We start from the raw sequence: 19012 nt of genomic DNA on the forward strand, positions 1-19012 counted from the left end.
CTCCCCTCCCTAAAGCGAGGGGATTCCTTCTACAAGACGGTCAAGCCCGACCGCAAGAATGTTCTTACTGGCATTGATATCTCTATCATGCCATGTGCCACACGAAGCACATATCCATTCTCTTATTCCAAGCGATTTTCTACCTTTCGGACTATTGGCGGTGATTTCACCGCAACACGAACACGTCACGGCGGGCATAGCCCTTGTCTTGCGGACGGGCGAAGCAGTGCTTCGCTAGTGCCGTCCTCAGGTCGTGTATCTCTCATTCACGATTTCAAAACGGCAACCTGCGTTCTCGCATTTATAGGTCAGTTGTCGTTTCAGTTCAAACCAGCCTGCATCGTAAACCGATTTGGCGAGTTTGCCTTTTTTACTATTAAATTGATTACTCTGAATATCACCGACCACGATTAGCGCATTATCTTTAACTAATTGGGTGGTGAATTTATGGATGAGGTCTTGGCGTGTATGCTTGATTTTGGCATGGATTGCCTTAACACGCTGTTTGTTTTTTGCTCGTTGGGCGATAGCTAATTTTTTAGCCCATGCTTGGGTCTGTTTGATTTGCAGTTTATCACCTTTTGAGGTGGTGGCACTGTCTTTAAGCCCTAAGTCAATACCGACACTGCCTGCTCCGCATTGTGTTTTAGGGTATTCTTTGACGGTGATACACGCATACCATCGGTTACGGCTGTCTTGGACGAGCTCAAGGGTGTTGATTTGATATAGGCTAAGGTTATAGCTGTCCCATACGTCTATCAGTAGCTTTTGCCCTTTGGCTAGGCTTAGTTGTAGTGTTGATTTTAAGCCCTTTTTGCCTGTTTGGTGGGTGGCAATGTGTTTGATGGCGGATTGTTTAAATGGTAGCCAACCGAGTGATTGACGTTTTGAGTTTGGGTTGTTGGTTCGCCATGATAGTTTAGCTTTTTTGCATTGGCGACGCGATTTGGCATGGGTTTCGTTGATGGCTTGGATGGTTTGCGAGTGCAAGCCTAGCAGTTCACCGCTACCTTTGGTATATTCGTTTAGGTCATAGGCTGAAAAGAATTTGCCTGTTTTTTGTAGGTACTTGTAACTCAAGTCATTGATGTAGTTCCATACGAAATTAACCGAACCGCTTAGGCGGTTAAGTTGGTCTGTGTGTTTATCTCGTATGCGTAGCTTGAGTGTTTTCATGGGTTTATTTTAACATATTTAGTATCTTATCGTGTGTAAGCATAGCTACTTAAGTTGCCTTATATCCACCGCCTGAAGTCGCAGGTTTACGGCAACGGAGGATAAAACTGTTCTATAGGTTTTTATGTTGTTCAATAGGGTGCTAAATACCATGGAAAGCGCATAAAAAAAGGGTTCGCGTGGTTAAGCGAACCCTTTTAAATTCTTGTTTGGTCGGGGAGACAGGATTTGAACCTGCGACCCCTTGCACCCCATGCAAGTGCGCTACCAGGCTGCGCTACACCCCGAACAAGGCTTGCTATTATAGTCAAGCCATCGTCGATCTGCAAGTGTTTTTTGACAGCTAGATGTTGCCAAACCCCACCATTGCGCAAATAGATCGCTAAACCGCGGCCATTTAACCAGCTAACAATTAGCCATCTAACAACTGCTTGAGTAAGGCATTGACCTGTGCAGGGTTGGCCTTGCCTTTAGACGCTTTCATGACTTGTCCAACCAAGCCGTTAAACGCTTTTTGTTTGCCCGATTTGTATTCATCCACCATGGCTTGGTTGTTTTTTAAGACTTCCTCGACCATGGCTTGAATCGCGCCTGTGTCGGTTTCTTGCTTCAGGCCTTTGTCGGCGATGATGGTATCGACCGCATCATCACCGTCGCCACCTTCACCAGCCAACAGAGCAGCAAACGCTTGCTTGGCAAGTTTGCCCGATAGCGTGTTGTCGTTGATACGTTCAATCAATTTTGCCAACTGCACCGCACGAATTGGGCTGTGCTCGATGGTCTGCTCTTGCTTGTTGAGCGCGCCCAGCAAGTCGCCCATGACCCAGTTTGCCGCGGTTTTGGCGTGTGCGTTGCCCACGTGGGCAACGACTTGTTCAAAGTAGTCCGCCAACGCACGGCTTGCGGTTAAAATACGGCTGTCATAGTCTGGCAAGCCCAGTTGGTTTTGCAAACGTTCACGACGTGCGGTGGGCAGCTCGGGTAAGCTTGCGCGTATGTTGGCGAGCGTCGCCTCGTCGATATGCACGGGCAGTAAATCGGGGTCGGGGAAGTAGCGATAATCGTTGGCTTCTTCTTTGGTGCGCATGGCACGGGTGGTGTTGGTGGCAGGGTCATACAGGCGCGTGGCTTGCTCAACCTTGCCGCCGTCCTCAATGACATCAATCTGCCGCTCAATTTCAGCGTTAATGGCTTGTTCAATAAAACGAAACGAGTTTAGGTTTTTGAGCTCGTTGCGTGTGCCAAGCGGTGCATTGGGTTTGCGTACCGACACGTTGCAATCCGCACGAAATGAGCCTTCTGCCATAATCGCATCGGAAATCCCAAGCCACGTCACCAGCTGGTGCACCGCACGCACATACGCGACGGCTTCGGCCGCTGAGCGCATATCGGGTTCAGAGACAATCTCAATCAGCGGCGTGCCTGCGCGGTTTAGGTCAATGCCCGTCATCTGTGGCACAGCATCGTGCACCGATTTGCCTGCGTCTTCTTCAAGGTGCGCGCGTGTGATGCCGATACGTTTGGCGTATTCGTTGGTTTCGCCTTCATTGACCACGATGTCAATATGCCCACGCCCAACGATGGGCTGCTGCATTTGGCTGATTTGATAGCCTTTGGGCAAATCAGGATAAAAGTAGTTTTTGCGGTCAAAGGCATTGATTGTGCCAAGCTGTGCGTCAATGCCCATGCCAAATTTGAGCGCTTTTTCAACAGCGGCATGATTGAGTACAGGCAGCGTACCGGGCATGGCTAAATCCACCAAATTCGCCTGTGTGTTGGGTGCTTGCCCAAATGCAGTCGGCGCGTCAGAAAAAATCTTACTGTCGGTGTTGAGTTGGCAATGAATTTCAATGCCAATCACCACTTCATAGCCATCGACCAACGGGGCTTGCCGCGCTGTGTCGTTGGTAGCAGGTGTTGTGGTTTGACTTGTCATTCCAAGTTCCTTGCGGTAATTCTATGTTAAAATATTCTTATCAAAGTATCGGCTTAAGGTTTGGCTATGGGCGACAACTGACGGTGAAAATCCGTCGCCTGTTGGAAGCTATCGGCAATTTGGAGCAACTGGCTTTCTTGCCAATGTGCGCCAATCAGTTGTAAGCCCACAGGCAAGCCTTGTCCATCAAAGCCGACAGGTAAGCTCAGCGCAGGCAAACCTGCCAAGTTCACCCCAATGGTATAAACATCGCCGACGTAAATTTGTTCAGGGCTCAACGCCTCACCGATACGATACGCGGTTGTCGGTGTGGTTGGCGTGGCAATCACATCACATTGGCGTAATGCTTGCAAAAAGTCATCGCGAATCAAGCGGCGTACTTTTTGCGCCTTGACATAATACGCGTCAAAATAACCTGCCGACAGCGCGTAAGTGCCCATTAAAATCCGTCGCTGCACCTCATTGCCAAAGCCTTCTGAGCGTGAGCGTGTGTACAGGTCTTGCAAATTGGCAGGGTTATCGCAGCGGTAGCCATAACGCACGCCATCATAACGCGATAGATTGGATGACGCTTCGGCACTTGCCAACAAGTAATACGTCGCAAGCGTGATATCGGTGTCCGTCAAATTGATATCCACCAACGTCGCGCCCAAATCCTCGTATTGCTTGAGCGCGGTGCGAACGACTTGCTCAACATCAGCATTTAAGCCGTTGGTAAAATAGCTACTTGGCACACCGATTTTGACCCCAGCCAAAGGCGTATCCCCTGCCGATTGCCGCGCCGCTTGTAGCTTAGCGACGTAATCGGGTACGGCAACGTGTACACTGGTTGAGTCTTTGTCATCAAAGCCTGCCAACGCTTGCAGCAAATACGCGCAATCCTGTGCTGACCGACCAAAGCTGCCTGCTTGGTCAAAACTTGACGCATAAGCAACCATGCCATAACGCGACACGCGCCCGTAGGTGGGCTTTAGCCCCGTCAAGCCACAAAACGACGCAGGCTGACGGATTGAACCGCCCGTATCTGAGCCCGTTGCAAGCGGCGCGAAGCCTGCCGCCACTGCCGCTGCTGACCCACCCGATGACCCACCGGGCACGCGCGCGGTATCCCATGGGTTGTGCACCGCGCCAAAATATGAAGACTCGTTGTCCGAGCCCATGGCAAACTCATCCATACTGGTTTTGCCAAGCATGACCAAGCCCTGCTCACGGCACTGGGTGACAATGGTGGCATCATACGGCGCGACAAAGTTCTCTAGCATCTTTGAGCCGCATGTCGTGGGCACACCTTGGGTACAAAAGATATCTTTATGCGCCAACGGAATACCCGTCAAAAGCGGCGCATCGCCTGCTGCAAGGCGTGCATCAGCGGCTTGGGCTTGTGCGCGTGCCACCTCAGGCGTGACCGTAATAAAGCTATTAACCGTGCCATCATATTGCCCAATGCGCTGCAAAAAATGCTCAGTAAGTTCAACCGCGCTAAATTGCTTGTTTTGTAAGCCTTGCACCAGCTCACTGACGGACAGCGCGTGCAACTGGGTGGGTAAATCAGACGTTAAGCTATTCATCATATATCATTTAACCAAATATAAATTTTTAAAAATTTTAATAACAATCACTCAATCACCTGTGGCACGACGTATAGGCCATCCACCACCGCAGGCGCGATTGACTGATTGCGCGCGCGGTCAATATCCGCGTTGGCAACATCGGCACGCAGTCGCTGGGTCATGTCATGCACATTGGTCAAAGGTGCGACGTCTTCGGTATCCACGCTGGCTAAAATATCCATCATGCCCAAAATTTTGCTAATACCTTGGGCAAACTTGGCGGCGCGCGCGTCATCAACGGCAAGGCGTGACAATTTTGCCATGTCTTGGATTTGTTGGGCAGAAATGCAAGCAGTCATAGAATACCTTTTAAAAACTAAAATTAAAAATTAAAAATTTTGCACCCAAAATGGCTGCGTGGCGGCAGGCAACCACAGCAACAAAAAAATGTGACAGAATTGTTACGCTTAATAATTTGTCACAAAATAGGCGCAAGTCGCGCGTACGACGCACAGCATTATATCGGTAAATGACTATATTTTGCGCTATTTTAACGCTATAATCTAGCACTATTCTATGTTAGCACCCGTTTCGTGTTGCGTATCGTGGGGTGTCAGCAATGGTTGTCCGTGTATGCGCCAAGTTTTGGTTGGCTGAGCGTTAAATCCTGCTAAACATGACTGGGTTGTCTGCCGTTGTTTGCGGCGCTGGTTTGTTGCGGTGGCATTGTTGTCAATGCTGGATAAAGCTTGTGCCAACCTCGTCTTATACCCACACGAAATCTGCTACAAATTGCCCGATTTTCGCCTTATTTTTCATCCGCTGTAACTTACAGTGAAGCCTCACTGGGAAACGATACATGAGCCTGTTTGGATTTTTATCAACCAATATTGCCATTGACCTCGGCACCGCCAATACCTTGATTTATGCGCCCAATAAAGGCGTGGTGCTCAATGAGCCGACGGTCGTCGCGCTGCGCAGCAACCGCACCCAAAACCCAACGGTCGCCGCGGTTGGTATTGATGCCAAACAAATGTTGGGTCGTACGCCCGATAACATCACAGCCATCCGCCCACTCAAAGATGGCGTGATTGCTGACTTTGAAGTCACCCAAAAAATGCTCAAGCATTTTATCCAAAAGGTCAAGGCAAAACGGTTTTTATCCAATCCCAATGTGATTGTTTGCGTGCCCTGTAAATCAACCTTGGTTGAGCGTAAGGCGATTCGCGAAGCGGTCGAGTCAGCAGGCGCGAACAAAGCACTGCTGCTTGAAGAGCCAATGGCAGCGGCACTGGGGGCAGGTTTGCCTGTGCATGATGCCAGTGGTTCGATGGTGGTTGATATTGGTGGTGGTACGACAGAGATTGCCGTGATTGCGTTATCAGGCTGTGTGTATGCCGACTCGATTCGCATTGGCGGTGATGTGTTTGATGAGGCCATCATCACCCACGTGCGCCGTACGCATGGTTGCGTGATTGGTGAAACCACAGCCGAGCGCATCAAAACCGAGGTTGGCACGGCATTGGATGATGGCGGTGCGCCCCTTGAGGTTGAGGTACGTGGACGCAGTATGGCAGAGGGCGTGCCAAAAACCTTTACCGTCACCTCAACCGAAATTCAAAAAGCACTGAGCGACCCATTGGCAGGCATCGTTGCAGGGGTCAAGGCAGCTTTGGAACAAACCCCGCCTGAGCTGTCATCGGATATTGCCGAACGCGGTATTGTCTTGACAGGTGGCGGTGCGTTGTTGCGTAACCTTGATGTGTTGTTGTCACGTGAAACAGGCTTGCCCGTGACCGTTGCCGAAGACCCCTTGACCTGTGTCAGCCGTGGCGGCGGGCGCGCGTTGGATTTTATCAATAATAAAGCGCTGAATATGATTTTTGTCTAAGCTAAGCCTGTTACGTTTAAGTGAGGCAAGCTAGCTGGGCAAACGGTTGATGACGATGGCAGCACCATACAGGCAGGCAGGGTAGGCGATGGCAATTACATTGTTTAGTCGCCAGCCGCTCGCGCTGCGCGGTACGTTGATGACAATATTTGTTGCCATTGTGCTGATGCTGCTTGATAGCAAAAACCCCGAATGGTTTGCGCCGCTGCGCAGCTTCACCCATGCGGCCATGCAGCCGATTTATCAGCTATCAAGCTATCCAAGTTTTGTGAGCAACCGTATGCTCGATGACACGCCAACCCATGCTGACGTTTTGCGCCGTGAAAACCTGCAACTGCGCACAGAGCTGATTCACGCCAAGGCACAGCTGCAGCAGCTGGACTATTTGACCGCCGAAAACGCGCGTTTACAAGGTATTTTGTCTGCCACGCCCGTAGAAAATTATCGGCTGGTATTGGCGCAAGTCATCGGCACAGATAGCAACCCATTGCGCCAAATGCTGGTCATCAACAAAGGCAGTGAAGAGGGGGCTCAAATTGGACAAACGGTGATTGATGAAGACGGCATCTTGGGGCAAGTCACCAATGTGTACGCGCACACCAGCCGCGTGCTACTGATTAGCGATGAGCAGCAATCAGTTGCTGTGATCGTCAAGCGCACAGGACAACGCGCGATTGTATCAGGTCGCGGCAATCCACAGTATTTGGCACTTGATTATGTGTTCAAGGCGGCCGATGTGCGCGTTGGTGATGAGCTGATCTCTTCGGGGCTTGGTGAGCGTATGCCTGCTGGGTTTGCGGTTGGGCGCATAGCACGGGTGCAAAGCCAACAAGCAGGTGGCTATGCCGATGTGCAGGTCAAACCTGCGGCAAATTTTGTCAATACCTCGTATGTACTTTTGCTACAGCCCAAAGCCAGCTGGTCAGTCAAGACCCCACCGCCGCTAACCCCCGTCACCCCACCCACAACGGGCGCAAGTCAGTGAGCGCGCAACGCTATGCCCAAATCTGGTAAAGCCAAACCGTGGCAACAATACGCCGCCATCGTCGGCAGTTTGGCGGTCGCCTCGGTGCTCAATATTTATCCGCTATCGGCGGCGTTGGCGTGGTATCGCCCGATGTGGCTGGTGCTGGTGCTGGTGTTTTGGCTGCTAAGTCAGCCTGCGCGGGTAGGGATTGGTGCGGCATTCGCCGTGGGATTGGCAGCGGATTTGCTGCTTGATAGCGACTTGGGGCAGCAAGCCTTGTGCGCGGTGCTGATGGCGTTTTTTGTTAAATTTGTCAATTTGTATTTGCGCCAGCCATCAGCAGGGCTATTGTGGGTGGTGGCCGCAGTCGGGCTGTTGCTCTACCAACTGGTGTTTGTGGTGCTGCAAGTGCTGACCCAAGGGGTGTTTTATCCGCAGTTATTGCTCGCGCCATTGGTCAGCGCGTTGGTTTATCCGTTGGTTGTTTGGGCATTGACGCGTTTGTCGTATTAAATGAATTTTGTTGGGCAACATTTGTTGGATAAAAATTTTATGATACAGCCGATACATAACCACATCGTTCTTGCCTCACGTTCACCACGTCGGCGCGCGCTGCTGGAGCAAGTTGGCGTGGTTCACGGCAGTGTGGCGGCAGACATCGACGAAACGCGGGCCCGCGATGAGTCGGCAGTCGCCTACATCGAGCGCATGGTCGACCAAAAGGCGCAAGCGGCATTGGCCGTGTTACAAAGTGTGCCCACAGGCGCGGCAGCCGATGGCGCAGACAAGCTGGTCATCACCGCTGACACCATTGGCGTGCTGGCAAACGGGCAAGTGCTACAAAAACCTGCCGACTTTGCCGAGGCGTGTACCATGTGGCATGCCATGTCTGGCACGACTCACCAAGTCTGGACAGCCGTACAGGTCACCCGTGTCGGCGTAGCTGACCCAAACACCACCGCGCAAGTGCGATATCAACAGCGCACCCTTGTCAAAACTGAGGTTGAATTTATCACGCTCAGCGATGAGGCCATGGCAGCCTATTGGGCAACAGGTGAGCCACAGGATAAGGCAGGCGGCTATGCCATTCAAGGCATCGGCGCGGCATGGGTCAAGGCGATTTGTGGCAGCTACACCAATGTGGTCGGCTTGCCATTGGTTGAAACGCTGGCCCTATTACGCGCCGCCGATGACTTTGTGCCCCATTAGCCCAAGCGTGCTTTGACCAGCTTAGACAACGCCGCAGGGTCAGCGCGTCCCGTGGTTTGCGCTTTTAGCGCGTTCATCACGCTGCCCATGTGCTGCATACTTGTTGCGCCTTGCTGAGCAATTTCGGCATCAACCAGTGCGGTCAATTCGTCTTCACTCAACGCTTGTGGCAAAAACTCACCAATCACGTCGATTTCAAATTTTTCTTTTTGCGCCAAGTCCTCGCGTCCGTTGTCTTGAAAAATCGCCAATGATTCTTGTCGCTGTTTGGTTTGTTTTTGTAGCACCTCAAGCACGCCATGATCATCAAGCGTGATTTGGCGGTCAATTTCAATCTGCTTAATCACCGCTTGCACATTGCGTAATACTTTAACTTTCTCAAGTTCACGCGCTTTCATCGCGGTTTTGATGGCATCGCTGATTTGGTCTTTTAGCATGATTATCTCGTTTGGTTGCAATGATTTAAAAATTTAGCCACAAAAAAAGCCACTTTGATAAGCGGCTTTTTACAAGTTTGTACAGGTTTAGGAATTTAGACAGCCTAAATTGCCAAACTTCATCACCATCAGCTTAGTAAAGACGCGTGGTGCGTACCGCTTCACGAGAGAGTTTTTTCTTGTAACGCTTAACCGCAGCCGCTTTTTTGCGCTTGCGCTCTTGCGTTGGTTTTTCGTAAAATTCGTGTTTACGCACGTCGGCTAGGATACCTGCTTTTTCGCACGCACGCTTAAAACGGCGGATGGCGATATCCACAGGTTCGTTTTCTTTGACCTTTACTGCTGGCATGAAGACTCCTTTAAGTCTGGTTAAATGAGCAAGGGACATTGGGCTGGCTGTATCGGAGGTTATTAGCAAAATGCGCTCAAATTTTGCATCAGCTCAGACCAGAATCGGGTTAAAAAACCGCCTAAAAAATAGGCATGAATTTTATAAAATCCAACGGTTTAAGTCAAGCCAAATTTGCACTTAATTGGGCAAAAATTTGGCCACGCGATGAGCGATGCCGACAGATTTTCTCCCATCGACTGCGCAAGCATGCTAAAATACCTTATAGCCAGTAATGTTTTGCCACCCGTTTTAACGCCAGCGTGATAAAACGGTAAATGTGCAAACCAGCCGACAAAACGTGTGATGATGGAAGTTTGAGGAAGCCAAATGACGAACAACAAATTTTTGCCCTTGGTGGCGTTGGGCTTGGCAGGTGCGCTCAGCCTAAGCGCGTGCAGCAAGCACGAAGCGGCTGAATACCGCCCCACCGAAGAAATCGCCGCCGAGCAAGGCGAACTGGCACGCGCCAACAATCCACCGCCTGCTGCCTCTGAGCCTGCCACCCCAGCCTCACAATTTGGCGCGTCGGCAACGGCAAATACCGCCAGTGCCTCTGCCAGCAGCACGGCGAGTAGCACCAGCAACACGGTGAGCGCAAGTGCAGGCAGCGCGACCGCGACAGGCAATGTCACCGCCAGTGCCGATACCCAAGCAGGCGAAAAATTGTTCAACAGCGTGTGCAAAACCTGCCATGAGGCAGGCTTGATGGGCGCACCCAAGGTGAGCGACAAAGCCGAATGGCAAGCCCGCCTACAACAAGGCAAAGACACCTTGTATGACCACGCACTTCATGGCTATCAGGGTAAAAACGGTGCGATGCCACCACGCGGCGGTAGCAATGCGTCGGATGATGATGTCAAATCGGCCGTGGATTATATGCTCACCAAATCAGGCGCGGCGAATTCTTAAGCGCGTCCATTCTGTTTTATTGACAATACGCGCGGCTATCGGTGAGCGGTAAAATCTTGACCGCCAACCGATAGCCTGCCTCCCCACCGTGGGTTGCCATCAAGTTGCGCGCCACGCGTAGCGTATAGCGACCTGTGACGGGCAGACAGCCTTGATAAATGCGTGTACCTTTGCCGCCATCATGGCGGCCATCGGGCGCGATGACTTCACCAACATTGGCAAATTCGGGTGTGTCTGAACGCGCAGCCAGCGTCATCGTCATGTATTGGCCGCGGCGGGCGTCTAAGTGATAACGCTGCTCGGTTTGCCGTGGGGCTAATTTGCCCGTATAAGTCGCCGCGATTTGTCCTTGGTCAAATTCAATCGGCTTGCTGGCGGCATGGGCGATAGGTGTGGTGCTTAGCCCGTATGCCAGCCAACTCAATGCGGTTATTTGCTGTAATCGTTTCAATGCTCACTCCTGTTTGTGGTTATTTTACCGTATTCACTACCCTAATAAAATGCGCAGGCGGATCATGTGCCAAGCGCGGCACGGTTTGACAAGGTTTTAAGCACCTTTGTGCCATGGGGATTGGCCATACCCAGCAAGTAAGCGATAGGCAATACCTTGGGCGCGGATTAAGATGACTTTACAGTCATGCGCAGATGCCATCAACTTGCCTAATCTTGGGCAAAACATAGTAAACTAAACGTGTATAAACTGGCTCAACGGTTTATTTTTGTGCGTGTTTTTGCGGCGTACGCCAAGCAGGCATAGACGCTTGCGCACCGCTGATAACCAAAACGTTATACCATCTGGATTGCATAACCCTGATTGATAACTTGAACAACCAAGGAGTTTACGATGATTTATCAAGGGAATAGTATCACCGTGGCGTTGCTTGATGACGGCATTGCCAAATTAGAATTCAATAACCAAAACGAAAGTGTCAATAAATTTGACCAAGCCACACTCAAGGAGTTTGCCGACGCAGTCAGCGCGCTTGAGGGCAATCAAGATATCAAAGGCCTTATTGTCACATCTGGCAAAAAGGTGTTTATCGCAGGGGCCGATATCACCGAGTTTGTCGCCAACTTCAAACAACCCGAACAAGACATTGCCAAGTGGGTGCTTGAAATCAACAAAGTCTTTAACCGTTTTGAGGATTTGCCATATCCCAAAGTTGCTGCCATCAATGGCGCGGCGATGGGCGGCGGCACAGAGATGACATTGGTATGTGATTACCGCGTGATGGCAGACACTGCCAGCATCGGTTTGCCAGAGGTCAAATTGGGTATTTTCCCAGGCTTTGGCGGTTCGGTGCGCTTGCCGCGTTTGATTGGTATTGACAATGCGCTAGAAATCATTGCCACAGGTGACGCGCAAAAACCTGAAGCTGCGCTCAAAGTTGGCATGGTCGATGCGGTAGTACCTGCGGACAAACTTGAAGCGTCTGCGCTTGATTTGGTCAAAAAATGTATCGCAGGCGATCTAAACTGGCAAGCGCGTCATCAAGAAAAACTTGAGCCCGTCAAATTGCCACCGCTTGAGCAAATGATGGCGTTTAACTCCGCCAAAGGTGTGTTGTTTAGCAAAGCCAATCCCAAGCAGTACCCTGCGCCAAAAATCGCGTTAGAAGCCATCGAAAAACACGTCAATTTGCCACGCGACAAGGCATTGGAAATTGAAGCCACCAACTTTGCCAAAGCCGCCAAGACCCCACAAGCCGAAAGTTTGGTGGGCTTGTTCTTAAATGACCAAGCCGTCAAAAAAATGGCGAAAAAATACAGCAAAGATGCGCATGACATCAACAAAGCGGCCGTGTTGGGCGCAGGCATCATGGGTGGCGGTATCGCATATCAAGCGGCTTCCAAGGGCTTGCCAATTTTGATGAAAGACATCAAGTCTGAGCAGCTTGATCTTGGCATGGGCGAGGCAGGCAAACTGCTCAACAAAAGCCTTGAGCGCGGCAAAATCGATGGCACCAAACTGGCGCAAACCTTGTCACGCATTCATCCAACACTCAACTACAGCGACTTTGGCGATGTCGATATCGTGATTGAAGCGGTGGTTGAAAATCCAAAAATCAAACACGCGGTGCTCAAAGAAGTTGAGGGCTTGGTCAAACAAGATGCTATTTTAGCGTCAAATACCTCAACCATTTCAATCACTTATCTAGCCAGCGTGCTTGAGCGTCCCGAAAACTTCGTCGGTATGCACTTTTTTAACCCCGTCCACCGTATGCCATTGGTTGAGGTGATTCGCGGCGAAAAATCATCCGAGCAAGCCATTGCCACCACCGTGGCGTTGGCAGAAAAAATGGGCAAAGTGCCTGTTGTTGTTAATGATTGCCCTGGCTTTTTGGTCAATCGCGTGTTGTTCCCGTACTTTGGCGCGTTTGACTTGCTAATCAAAGAAGGTGCGTCATTTACCCACATTGATAAGGTCATGGAGCAGTTTGGCTGGCCGATGGGTCCTGCCTACTTGATTGACGTGGTTGGCTTAGATACAGGCGTACACGGCGCAGAAGTGATGGCACAAGGTTTCCCAGACCGTATGAAGCCAGACTACCAAGGCAGCATCCAAACCTTGTTTGAGGCCAACCGCTTGGGGCAAAAAAATGGCGTGGGCTTCTACAAATATGAAGCCGACAAAAAAGGCAAACCCACCAAAGTGGCTGACCCTGCTACCTTAGACGTGCTACAACCTGTCGTTGCCGAAAGCCGTGAATTTAGCGACCAAGAAATCATCGACCGCATGATGTTGGCATTGTGCAACGAAACGGTGCGCTGCCTAGAGGACAACATCGTTGCCACCCCTGCCGAGGCAGACATGGCGATGATTATGGGTATTGGTTTCCCACCATTCCGCGGTGGCCCTTGCCGCTACATTGACCAAGTGGGCTTGGACAATTACCTTGCCCTATGTGACAAATACGCGCACCTTGGCAAAGCCTATGAAGCCCCGCAGCTCATTCGCGACATGGCCGCACAAGGCAAGACCTTCTACCCACACGCTTAATGGATAACAACAAGACACAAAGGAGATTACAATGAGCAATTTGAGTGCAAAAGATGTCGTGATTGTCGATGGTGTGCGCACCGCAATGGGCAAATCAAAAAACGGGATGTTCCGTAACGTCCGTGCTGATACCATGTCGGCCGAATTGGTGCGCGCGCTCATCAAGCGCAATGAATTTGACACCAAACTGGTTGAAGACGTGATTTGGGGCTGTGTGAATCAGACCCTAGAGCAAGGCTTGAACATCGGGCGCAATATCGGCTTGTTGGCAGGCTTGCCACGCACCACGGGTGGACAAACCGTGAACCGCTTGTGTGGTTCATCCATGCAAGCCATTCATACCGCCGCCGCCCAAATCATGACCAACCAAGGCGATGTGTTTGTCATCGGTGGGGTTGAGCATATGGGACACGTTGGTATGATGCACGGCGTGGATTTAAACCCGAAGGCCTCAAAACACTATGCCAAAGCGTCTAACATGATGGGCTTGACCGCCGAGATGCTAGGACGCATGAACGGCATTAGCCGCGAAGAGCAAGACGCATTTGGCGTAGAGTCGCACAAACGCGCATGGGCGGCAACGCAAGCAGGGCGTTTTGCCAATGAAATCATCGGTATTGAAGGGCATGACCAAGACGGTAACTTGCAGCTGTGCACCGTTGATGAAGTCATCCGCCCCGATGCCAACTTGGCAGCGTTTGAGGCCTTGCGTCCCGTGTTTGACCCCAAAAACGGTACTGTGACCGCGGCGACCTCATCGGCATTGTCAGACGGTGCGTCTGCCATGTTGCTGATGTCTGCGCAACGTGCCAAAGACTTGGGACTAAAACCACGCGCACGCATTCGCGGTATGGCGATTGCAGGCTGTGATGCGGCAATTATGGGCTATGGGCCTGTGCCTGCCACGCAAAAAGCCTTGAAACGCGCTGGTATGACGCTTGATGATATCCAAACTATCGAGCTCAACGAAGCCTTTGCCGCACAAGGCTTGTCGGTCATCAAGGCGTTGGGTCTGGGTGAGCGTATGGATGACATCAACGTCAATGGCGGTGCTATCGCGCTTGGGCATCCGCTGGGCTGTTCAGGTGCGCGTATCACCGTGACCTTGCTCAACGCGATGGAGCAACAAGACACCCAACTTGGTCTGGCTACCATGTGCATTGGCTTGGGTCAAGGGATTGCCACCATCATTGAGCGCATTTAAACCACTGTAAACGCCGATTAAAAAGCGTTTCAACCCTAAAAAATCCCCACCGTGTTGGGGATTTTTTAGGCGTGCTTAATCCTGCCTGTGGCGATAACCATTTTAAACTTGAGTTTTTGGGGCATAAAACGCTATAGTAAACCATCTTTATCAACCACACGGTGGGCTGTGTCGTTATTTCAACAAATCGTCGTCATGCTGGTGCTGATTGTTTCGGCAGGCTTTTTGGCGATGTCCGAGATTGCGCTGGCAGGGGCGCGCAAGATTAAACTCAAACTGATTGCCGAAGGTGGCGATAAGCGCGCGCTTGATGTCTTGGCGCTGCAAGAGAATTCGGCCGACTTTTTGGCAACCTCACAAATCGGGCTCAATGCCATTGCGATTTTGGGCGGTATTTTGGGCGAGGGCACGTTCCGTCCGTATTTTGCCGCGCTGCTTGCGCCGTGGCTGGATGCGCAGCTGCTTGATACAGTGGCGTTTATCTTGTCGTTTTCTTTGGTCACGTTGGCGTTTATTTTGTTTGCCGATTTGATCCCTAAGCGGTTGGCGATGGTCGCGCCCGAGCGTATTGCGTTGGCGGTCATCGAGCCTGTGCGCTGGGTGGTACTCGTGTGTAAGCCGTTGGCGTGGCTGCTCAATCGTCTATCGGAGCTGATTTTTCGGATTTTTAAAATTGACACCACGCGTGATGATAATATCACATTTGATGACATCTCTGCCGTGGTTGATGCAGGGGCGCAGGCAGGCGTACTGCTCAAACAAGAGCATCATTTTATTGAAAATGTATTTGAGCTTGAAGAGCGCAACGTGCCATCAAGTATGACCACGCGCGAAAATGTGGTGTACTTCACCTTGCACGAAACCGCCGAAAGCATTCGGCAAAAAATCGCAGAATTTCCGTACTCCAAGTTTTTGGTGTGCAATCAGGAGATTGACCAAGTCATCGGCTATGTGGATACCAAGGATATTTTGGTTAAACTGCTCAATCACAACTCACACATTTTGCTCAATGAAACCACAATCCGCACGGTACTGATTGTGCCTGATACCTTGACGCTATCGGAGCTGTTAGACCGTTTTCGCGCGACCAAAGAGAAATTTGCCGTTGTGATGAACGAGTACGCACTGGTGGTTGGCGTGATTACGCTGTCGGATATCATGATGACGGTGATGGGCGACTGGGTTGCCCCGATAGAAAGTGAGCAGCAAATCATTCAACGCGATGAGCATTCATGGCTAATTGACGGCATCACACCGATTGAAAATGTCATGCACACGTTGGGGATTGATGAATTCCCCGATTGGGACAATTATGAAACGTTGGCAGGCTTTATGATGTATAAACTGCGCAAAATTCCGCGCCCTGCCGATGCGGTAGAATATGAGGGCTTTAAGTTTGAAGTGGTTGATATCGACCATCACAAAATCGACCAACTGTTGGTCACGCGCCTTGTGCCGCTTGAAGAGCTAGACTAGGCGTATGGGGGTTGGGATGTTAGAGCTACGCCATTTGTACTTGATGTCAGCGTTACGCGCGTATCAGTCATTGGCAAATGCCGCAGAAGAGCTGCACGTGACCGCATCGGCGGTATCACACCAGCTTAAGGAATTGGAGAGCTATTACGGCATTACGTTGGTCAATCGGCGTTCGCGTCCGTTGTCGTTTACCCCTGCAGGCAAAGAGATGCTGCGCCTAGCCGATATGGTGCTGCCACTGGTTGAGCGCGCCAACGCCAATCTCAAGCGTTTGGCGCACGGGCAAATCGGGCGGCTGCGTCTTGCCTCCGAGTGCCACAGCTGTTTTGATTGGCTGATGCCAATTTTAAACCGCTATCGGCGCGATTGGTCGGATGTGGAGCTGGATTTTGCCAGCGGTTTTGAGCCCCAGCCGCACCAAATGCTGCTGGATGATGACATTGATGTGTTGATTACCGCCAGCCCATTACCACTAGATGGTATTGACTATCTGCCGCTGTTTGAGTACGAAAGCCGCTTGATACTTGCACCCAACCATCCGCTTGCCGCCAAAACCACACCCATCACCCCACAGGATGTCGCACCGTATACCTTAATTGCGTATCCCGTTGATAGCACGCGGCTGGATATCATGACGCGGTTTTTGTTGCCGGCCAATGTTGAACCGAGCAAAATTCGCACCACCGACCTAACCGCCATGCTTGTGCAGTTGGTTGCCAGTGAACGCGGTGTGGCAGCTTTGCCAGATTGGGTGGCGGCAGAATATGAGAAAAAAGGCTGGGTGGTGTCACGCGCATTGGGTGAGGGGGTGTTTTGTGAACTGTATGCCGCCACACGCAGCGATAGCCAGCAGTTGGTATATATGCAAGGCTTTTTGCAGCTACTCAAAGACATGGTCAAGCCTGCACGCCAAGCGTTGTTAAACGGCTAAAACGCTTAAGGCTAAAACGCTCAAATAGTTGTCCAAACCCACCAAAAAAGGGCTATAACAGCCCTTTTTGGATAAACTTTTTGTAGGCGTCAAATCAATTAATTAGCGTTCTTGTTGGCTTGAATAAAAGCTGTGGCTGCGCTCGGTGGTGCGTGCTGCGTCTTCGCTAACGATGGTTGAAGACAAGACGGTGGGATTATCGTGTGTAAGCTCTTCAACGACCAATTCTTCATGGCGCAAGGTCACATCGACTTGTTCGGTGTGGCTTTGCTCGGTGGTGCGTAGGCTGACCTCTTCAACCACCTGCGTCTCAACCTGCACATGGGCGACCTGTTGGCTAAGGACGATTTCGACGGGTTCATCACCCAGTTCAACCGCTTGCCCGTTGATGGTGATTTGCGGCGCGGCGTGTTGGATGCTGGCGATATTCACCAAGCCCTCGTCGCTCAAGGGCGCAACTTGCCCCTGATGTTCAATAACCAAGATTTCTTGCGTTAGGGTGACAGGCACTTGCACGGTTTGGGTTTTGACGTGTTTGCTCAAGCGTACCTGCCCAACATTGACGCGTTCGATTTCAACCTGTGGTTTTTCTGCCAACAGCTCAAGCGTGTTGGTGTTTAAAGCGGTTTGGTGCTGGTTGGTGTTGGTGGCTTGTGGGTCAAACAGGGGCGTTTGGTTGGTTAAAACATCATCTTGCGCCGCTGCCTTATCGCGTTGGTCTTGTACAAAGTTAGCGTCAAGTTGGTTGTCGCGTTTGTCCATGGCTAGCTCCAAAAAAATAGCAGTTGTTGGTTTAAATCTGTGTCTGTTTAGCATAAGCCGTTTGATAGGGCTATAGACCAAACAAACGTTGGTTTTTAGTAAAAGATAAGGAAAAAGGCAGATGAATTTCATCTGCCTTTTGCTTACTTAATCATCCGTTACTTGACCAAAAACCAGTCAAATCAGATGCTTAATGCAGCGATTAACGACGGTTTAGGTCGTCAGTGTGGGTAGTCGTGCCTTGATTTACACGCTCAACACCGTCTTGTTGTACGTCTAGCTCTTCACGGCGTACGGTTTCGTTGAAAGTTTGGGTGCGAGTTTGTGCCACTTTGTCTACGTTTACTTCTTCAGTCACGTAAGTTTGTTTTTGTACGTTGGCACGCTCAGCTTCTAGCTCAACTTCAACGGTTTGGTTGTCGTCACCGATTTGACGGTCAGTTGGGCGGTTTACAGGTGTGCGGTCAATGTGCGCTTGTTCTTCTGTCAAATCAACGTTTACTTGACGGTCTTCAGACACCACATGCTTACCAACGCGTAGTAGACCAGCAACGATTTTGTCTTTATTGACTGTCAAACGCTCTTCTAGTAGTTCAAGTGTGTTAGGCGCTTTGTATTGTTCTTCAGTCAATTGTACAGGCTCAGGCGCTTTTTCAAATACTTGACGGTCACGTACGACTTGTTGCTCAATGCTGTAGTTGTAATCTGGGTCATATTGATCCATACCTTCAACCACGTCTTTGGTCAAGTTGTCAAAATAAACTTCATCACCTGCAATACGCGCTAGACCTGCTGGCACAAGCACTTCTTTTGAGCTAAACCAGCCGCCCACATCAACGATGAAGTAACGGATACGACCTGTGGTATCATCAACCAATGCGCCGTCAATTTTACCGATTTTGTCGTTGTTTACGCCATAAGCAGTGCGGCCAGTTGGGTCAAAGTAGTCGTTACCCAAAACGTCTGGATGTGAATCTTGAATGTCGCGTAGACGCATTAAATTTGCCATGATAATTCTCCATTTATAGTAAAATCTTGGTATTAATTTGACTAGAGTTATAAATTACAAAAAAATTTTTCTAGTAAAACTAATCTAAGATTGTGATTGTTGGTTTGCGTGGGTTTAACATTAAACGGTTAAACCATAATACGCTAAGTGCTCCGCTTAGTGG

18 protein-coding genes, 1 tRNA gene and 1 pseudogene are annotated in these 19012 nt (G+C 50.5%); 9 read left to right on the plus strand and 11 right to left on the minus strand.

Features of this window, described 5'->3' with window-relative positions; translation table 11 throughout:
- Positions 1-9 precede the first annotated feature (9 nt).
- The 5 genes and pseudogenes from AC5L4R_RS00335 to gatC all read right to left on the minus strand — a co-directional run bounded on the left by AC5L4R_RS00335 (position 10) and on the right by gatC (position 5021).
- Positions 10-1176, minus strand: a pseudogene (locus tag AC5L4R_RS00335) (RNA-guided endonuclease InsQ/TnpB family protein).
- Positions 1177-1386: 210 nt separating this feature from the next.
- A tRNA-Pro gene (locus tag AC5L4R_RS00340) sits at positions 1387-1463 on the minus strand.
- Between the two features lie 125 nt (positions 1464-1588).
- Positions 1589-3112, minus strand: a complete 1524-nt coding sequence (gatB, locus tag AC5L4R_RS00345; RefSeq protein ID WP_494472398.1) for an Asp-tRNA(Asn)/Glu-tRNA(Gln) amidotransferase subunit GatB — start codon at positions 3110-3112, stop codon at positions 1589-1591.
- A gap of 53 nt (positions 3113-3165) precedes the next feature.
- A complete protein-coding gene (gatA, locus tag AC5L4R_RS00350) occupies positions 3166-4680 on the minus strand; it encodes an Asp-tRNA(Asn)/Glu-tRNA(Gln) amidotransferase subunit GatA (RefSeq protein WP_494472399.1) in 1515 nt (504 codons plus the stop codon).
- Between the two features lie 47 nt (positions 4681-4727).
- Positions 4728-5021 (minus strand): Asp-tRNA(Asn)/Glu-tRNA(Gln) amidotransferase subunit GatC, encoded by a 294-nt coding sequence (gene gatC, locus AC5L4R_RS00355; RefSeq protein WP_494472400.1) that lies wholly within the window; start codon positions 5019-5021, stop codon positions 4728-4730.
- 500 nt (positions 5022-5521) lie between these two features.
- Between gatC and AC5L4R_RS00360 the strand changes: the two genes are divergently transcribed.
- Positions 5522-6553 (plus strand): rod shape-determining protein, encoded by a 1032-nt coding sequence (locus tag AC5L4R_RS00360; protein WP_067058199.1) that lies wholly within the window; start codon positions 5522-5524, stop codon positions 6551-6553.
- Positions 6554-6583: 30 nt separating this feature from the next.
- Here the strand turns inward: AC5L4R_RS00360 and AC5L4R_RS00365 are convergent, their stop codons facing one another.
- Positions 6584-6712, minus strand: a complete 129-nt coding sequence (locus AC5L4R_RS00365) for a hypothetical protein (protein WP_494472401.1) — start codon at positions 6710-6712, stop codon at positions 6584-6586.
- On the opposite strand from AC5L4R_RS00365, the gene mreC reads away from it, so the two are divergent.
- The 3 genes from mreC to AC5L4R_RS00380 are packed head-to-tail and all read left to right on the plus strand — an operon-like array spanning position 6693 to position 8729.
- Entirely contained in the window at positions 6693-7538 is an 846-nt protein-coding gene (gene mreC / locus AC5L4R_RS00370; RefSeq protein WP_494472402.1) for a rod shape-determining protein MreC, read from the plus strand. The two genes, AC5L4R_RS00365 and mreC, sit on opposite strands and share 20 nt — an antisense overlap.
- 12 nt (positions 7539-7550) lie before the next feature.
- Positions 7551-8033 carry a rod shape-determining protein MreD gene (gene mreD / locus AC5L4R_RS00375; protein WP_494472403.1) on the plus strand — a complete coding sequence of 161 codons (483 nt, stop codon included), beginning with the start codon at positions 7551-7553 and terminating at the stop codon, positions 8031-8033.
- 39 nt (positions 8034-8072) lie between these two features.
- Positions 8073-8729 carry a Maf family protein gene (locus tag AC5L4R_RS00380; protein WP_494472404.1) on the plus strand — a complete coding sequence of 219 codons (657 nt, stop codon included), beginning with the start codon at positions 8073-8075 and terminating at the stop codon, positions 8727-8729.
- On the opposite strand, the gene AC5L4R_RS00385 is transcribed toward AC5L4R_RS00380, so the two are convergent.
- Together AC5L4R_RS00385 and rpsU are read right to left on the minus strand one after the other, a co-directional pair.
- Positions 8726-9166 carry a GatB/YqeY domain-containing protein gene (locus AC5L4R_RS00385; protein WP_494472405.1) on the minus strand — a complete coding sequence of 147 codons (441 nt, stop codon included), beginning with the start codon at positions 9164-9166 and terminating at the stop codon, positions 8726-8728. The two genes, AC5L4R_RS00380 and AC5L4R_RS00385, sit on opposite strands and share 4 nt — an antisense overlap.
- 133 nt (positions 9167-9299) lie before the next feature.
- A complete protein-coding gene (gene rpsU / locus AC5L4R_RS00390) occupies positions 9300-9515 on the minus strand; it encodes a 30S ribosomal protein S21 (RefSeq protein ID WP_067058204.1) in 216 nt (71 codons plus the stop codon).
- 369 nt (positions 9516-9884) lie between these two features.
- Here rpsU and AC5L4R_RS00395 point away from each other — a divergent pair, with 369 nt between their 5' ends.
- Positions 9885-10466 (plus strand): c-type cytochrome, encoded by a 582-nt coding sequence (locus AC5L4R_RS00395; RefSeq protein WP_494472406.1) that lies wholly within the window; start codon positions 9885-9887, stop codon positions 10464-10466.
- 16 nt (positions 10467-10482) lie between these two features.
- Here AC5L4R_RS00395 and AC5L4R_RS00400 read toward each other — a convergent pair whose 3' ends face one another.
- Positions 10483-10917 carry a hypothetical protein gene (locus AC5L4R_RS00400; RefSeq protein ID WP_494472407.1) on the minus strand — a complete coding sequence of 145 codons (435 nt, stop codon included), beginning with the start codon at positions 10915-10917 and terminating at the stop codon, positions 10483-10485.
- A 393-nt stretch (positions 10918-11310) separates the two neighbouring features.
- Here AC5L4R_RS00400 and fadB point away from each other — a divergent pair, with 393 nt between their 5' ends.
- From fadB to AC5L4R_RS00420, 4 genes are all read left to right on the plus strand, one after another.
- A complete protein-coding gene (fadB, locus tag AC5L4R_RS00405; protein ID WP_494472408.1) occupies positions 11311-13467 on the plus strand; it encodes a fatty acid oxidation complex subunit alpha FadB in 2157 nt (718 codons plus the stop codon).
- A 31-nt stretch (positions 13468-13498) separates the two neighbouring features.
- The gene (gene fadA, locus AC5L4R_RS00410) at positions 13499-14671 is read left to right on the plus strand and encodes an acetyl-CoA C-acyltransferase FadA (RefSeq protein WP_494472409.1); all 1173 of its coding nucleotides are present in this window, start codon (positions 13499-13501) and stop codon (positions 14669-14671) included.
- 168 nt (positions 14672-14839) lie between these two features.
- On the plus strand, positions 14840-16147 hold the full coding sequence (gene paeA, locus AC5L4R_RS00415) for a polyamine export protein PaeA (protein ID WP_494472410.1): 1308 nt from the start codon (positions 14840-14842) through the stop codon (positions 16145-16147).
- A gap of 16 nt (positions 16148-16163) precedes the next feature.
- Positions 16164-17078 (plus strand): LysR family transcriptional regulator, encoded by a 915-nt coding sequence (locus AC5L4R_RS00420; RefSeq protein ID WP_494472411.1) that lies wholly within the window; start codon positions 16164-16166, stop codon positions 17076-17078.
- A 102-nt stretch (positions 17079-17180) separates the two neighbouring features.
- Here the strand turns inward: AC5L4R_RS00420 and AC5L4R_RS00425 are convergent, their stop codons facing one another.
- Positions 17181-17840, minus strand: coding sequence for a YsnF/AvaK domain-containing protein (locus AC5L4R_RS00425; RefSeq protein ID WP_494472412.1), 660 nt, complete (start codon positions 17838-17840; stop codon positions 17181-17183).
- 202 nt (positions 17841-18042) lie between these two features.
- Positions 18043-18849: a DUF2382 domain-containing protein gene (locus tag AC5L4R_RS00430; protein WP_494472413.1), complete on the minus strand. Its 807-nt coding sequence runs from the start codon at positions 18847-18849 to the stop codon at positions 18043-18045.
- Between the last annotated feature and the right edge of the window lie 163 nt (positions 18850-19012).

The sequence above is a fragment of the Faucicola sp. SE7633 genome (assembly GCF_059264685.1).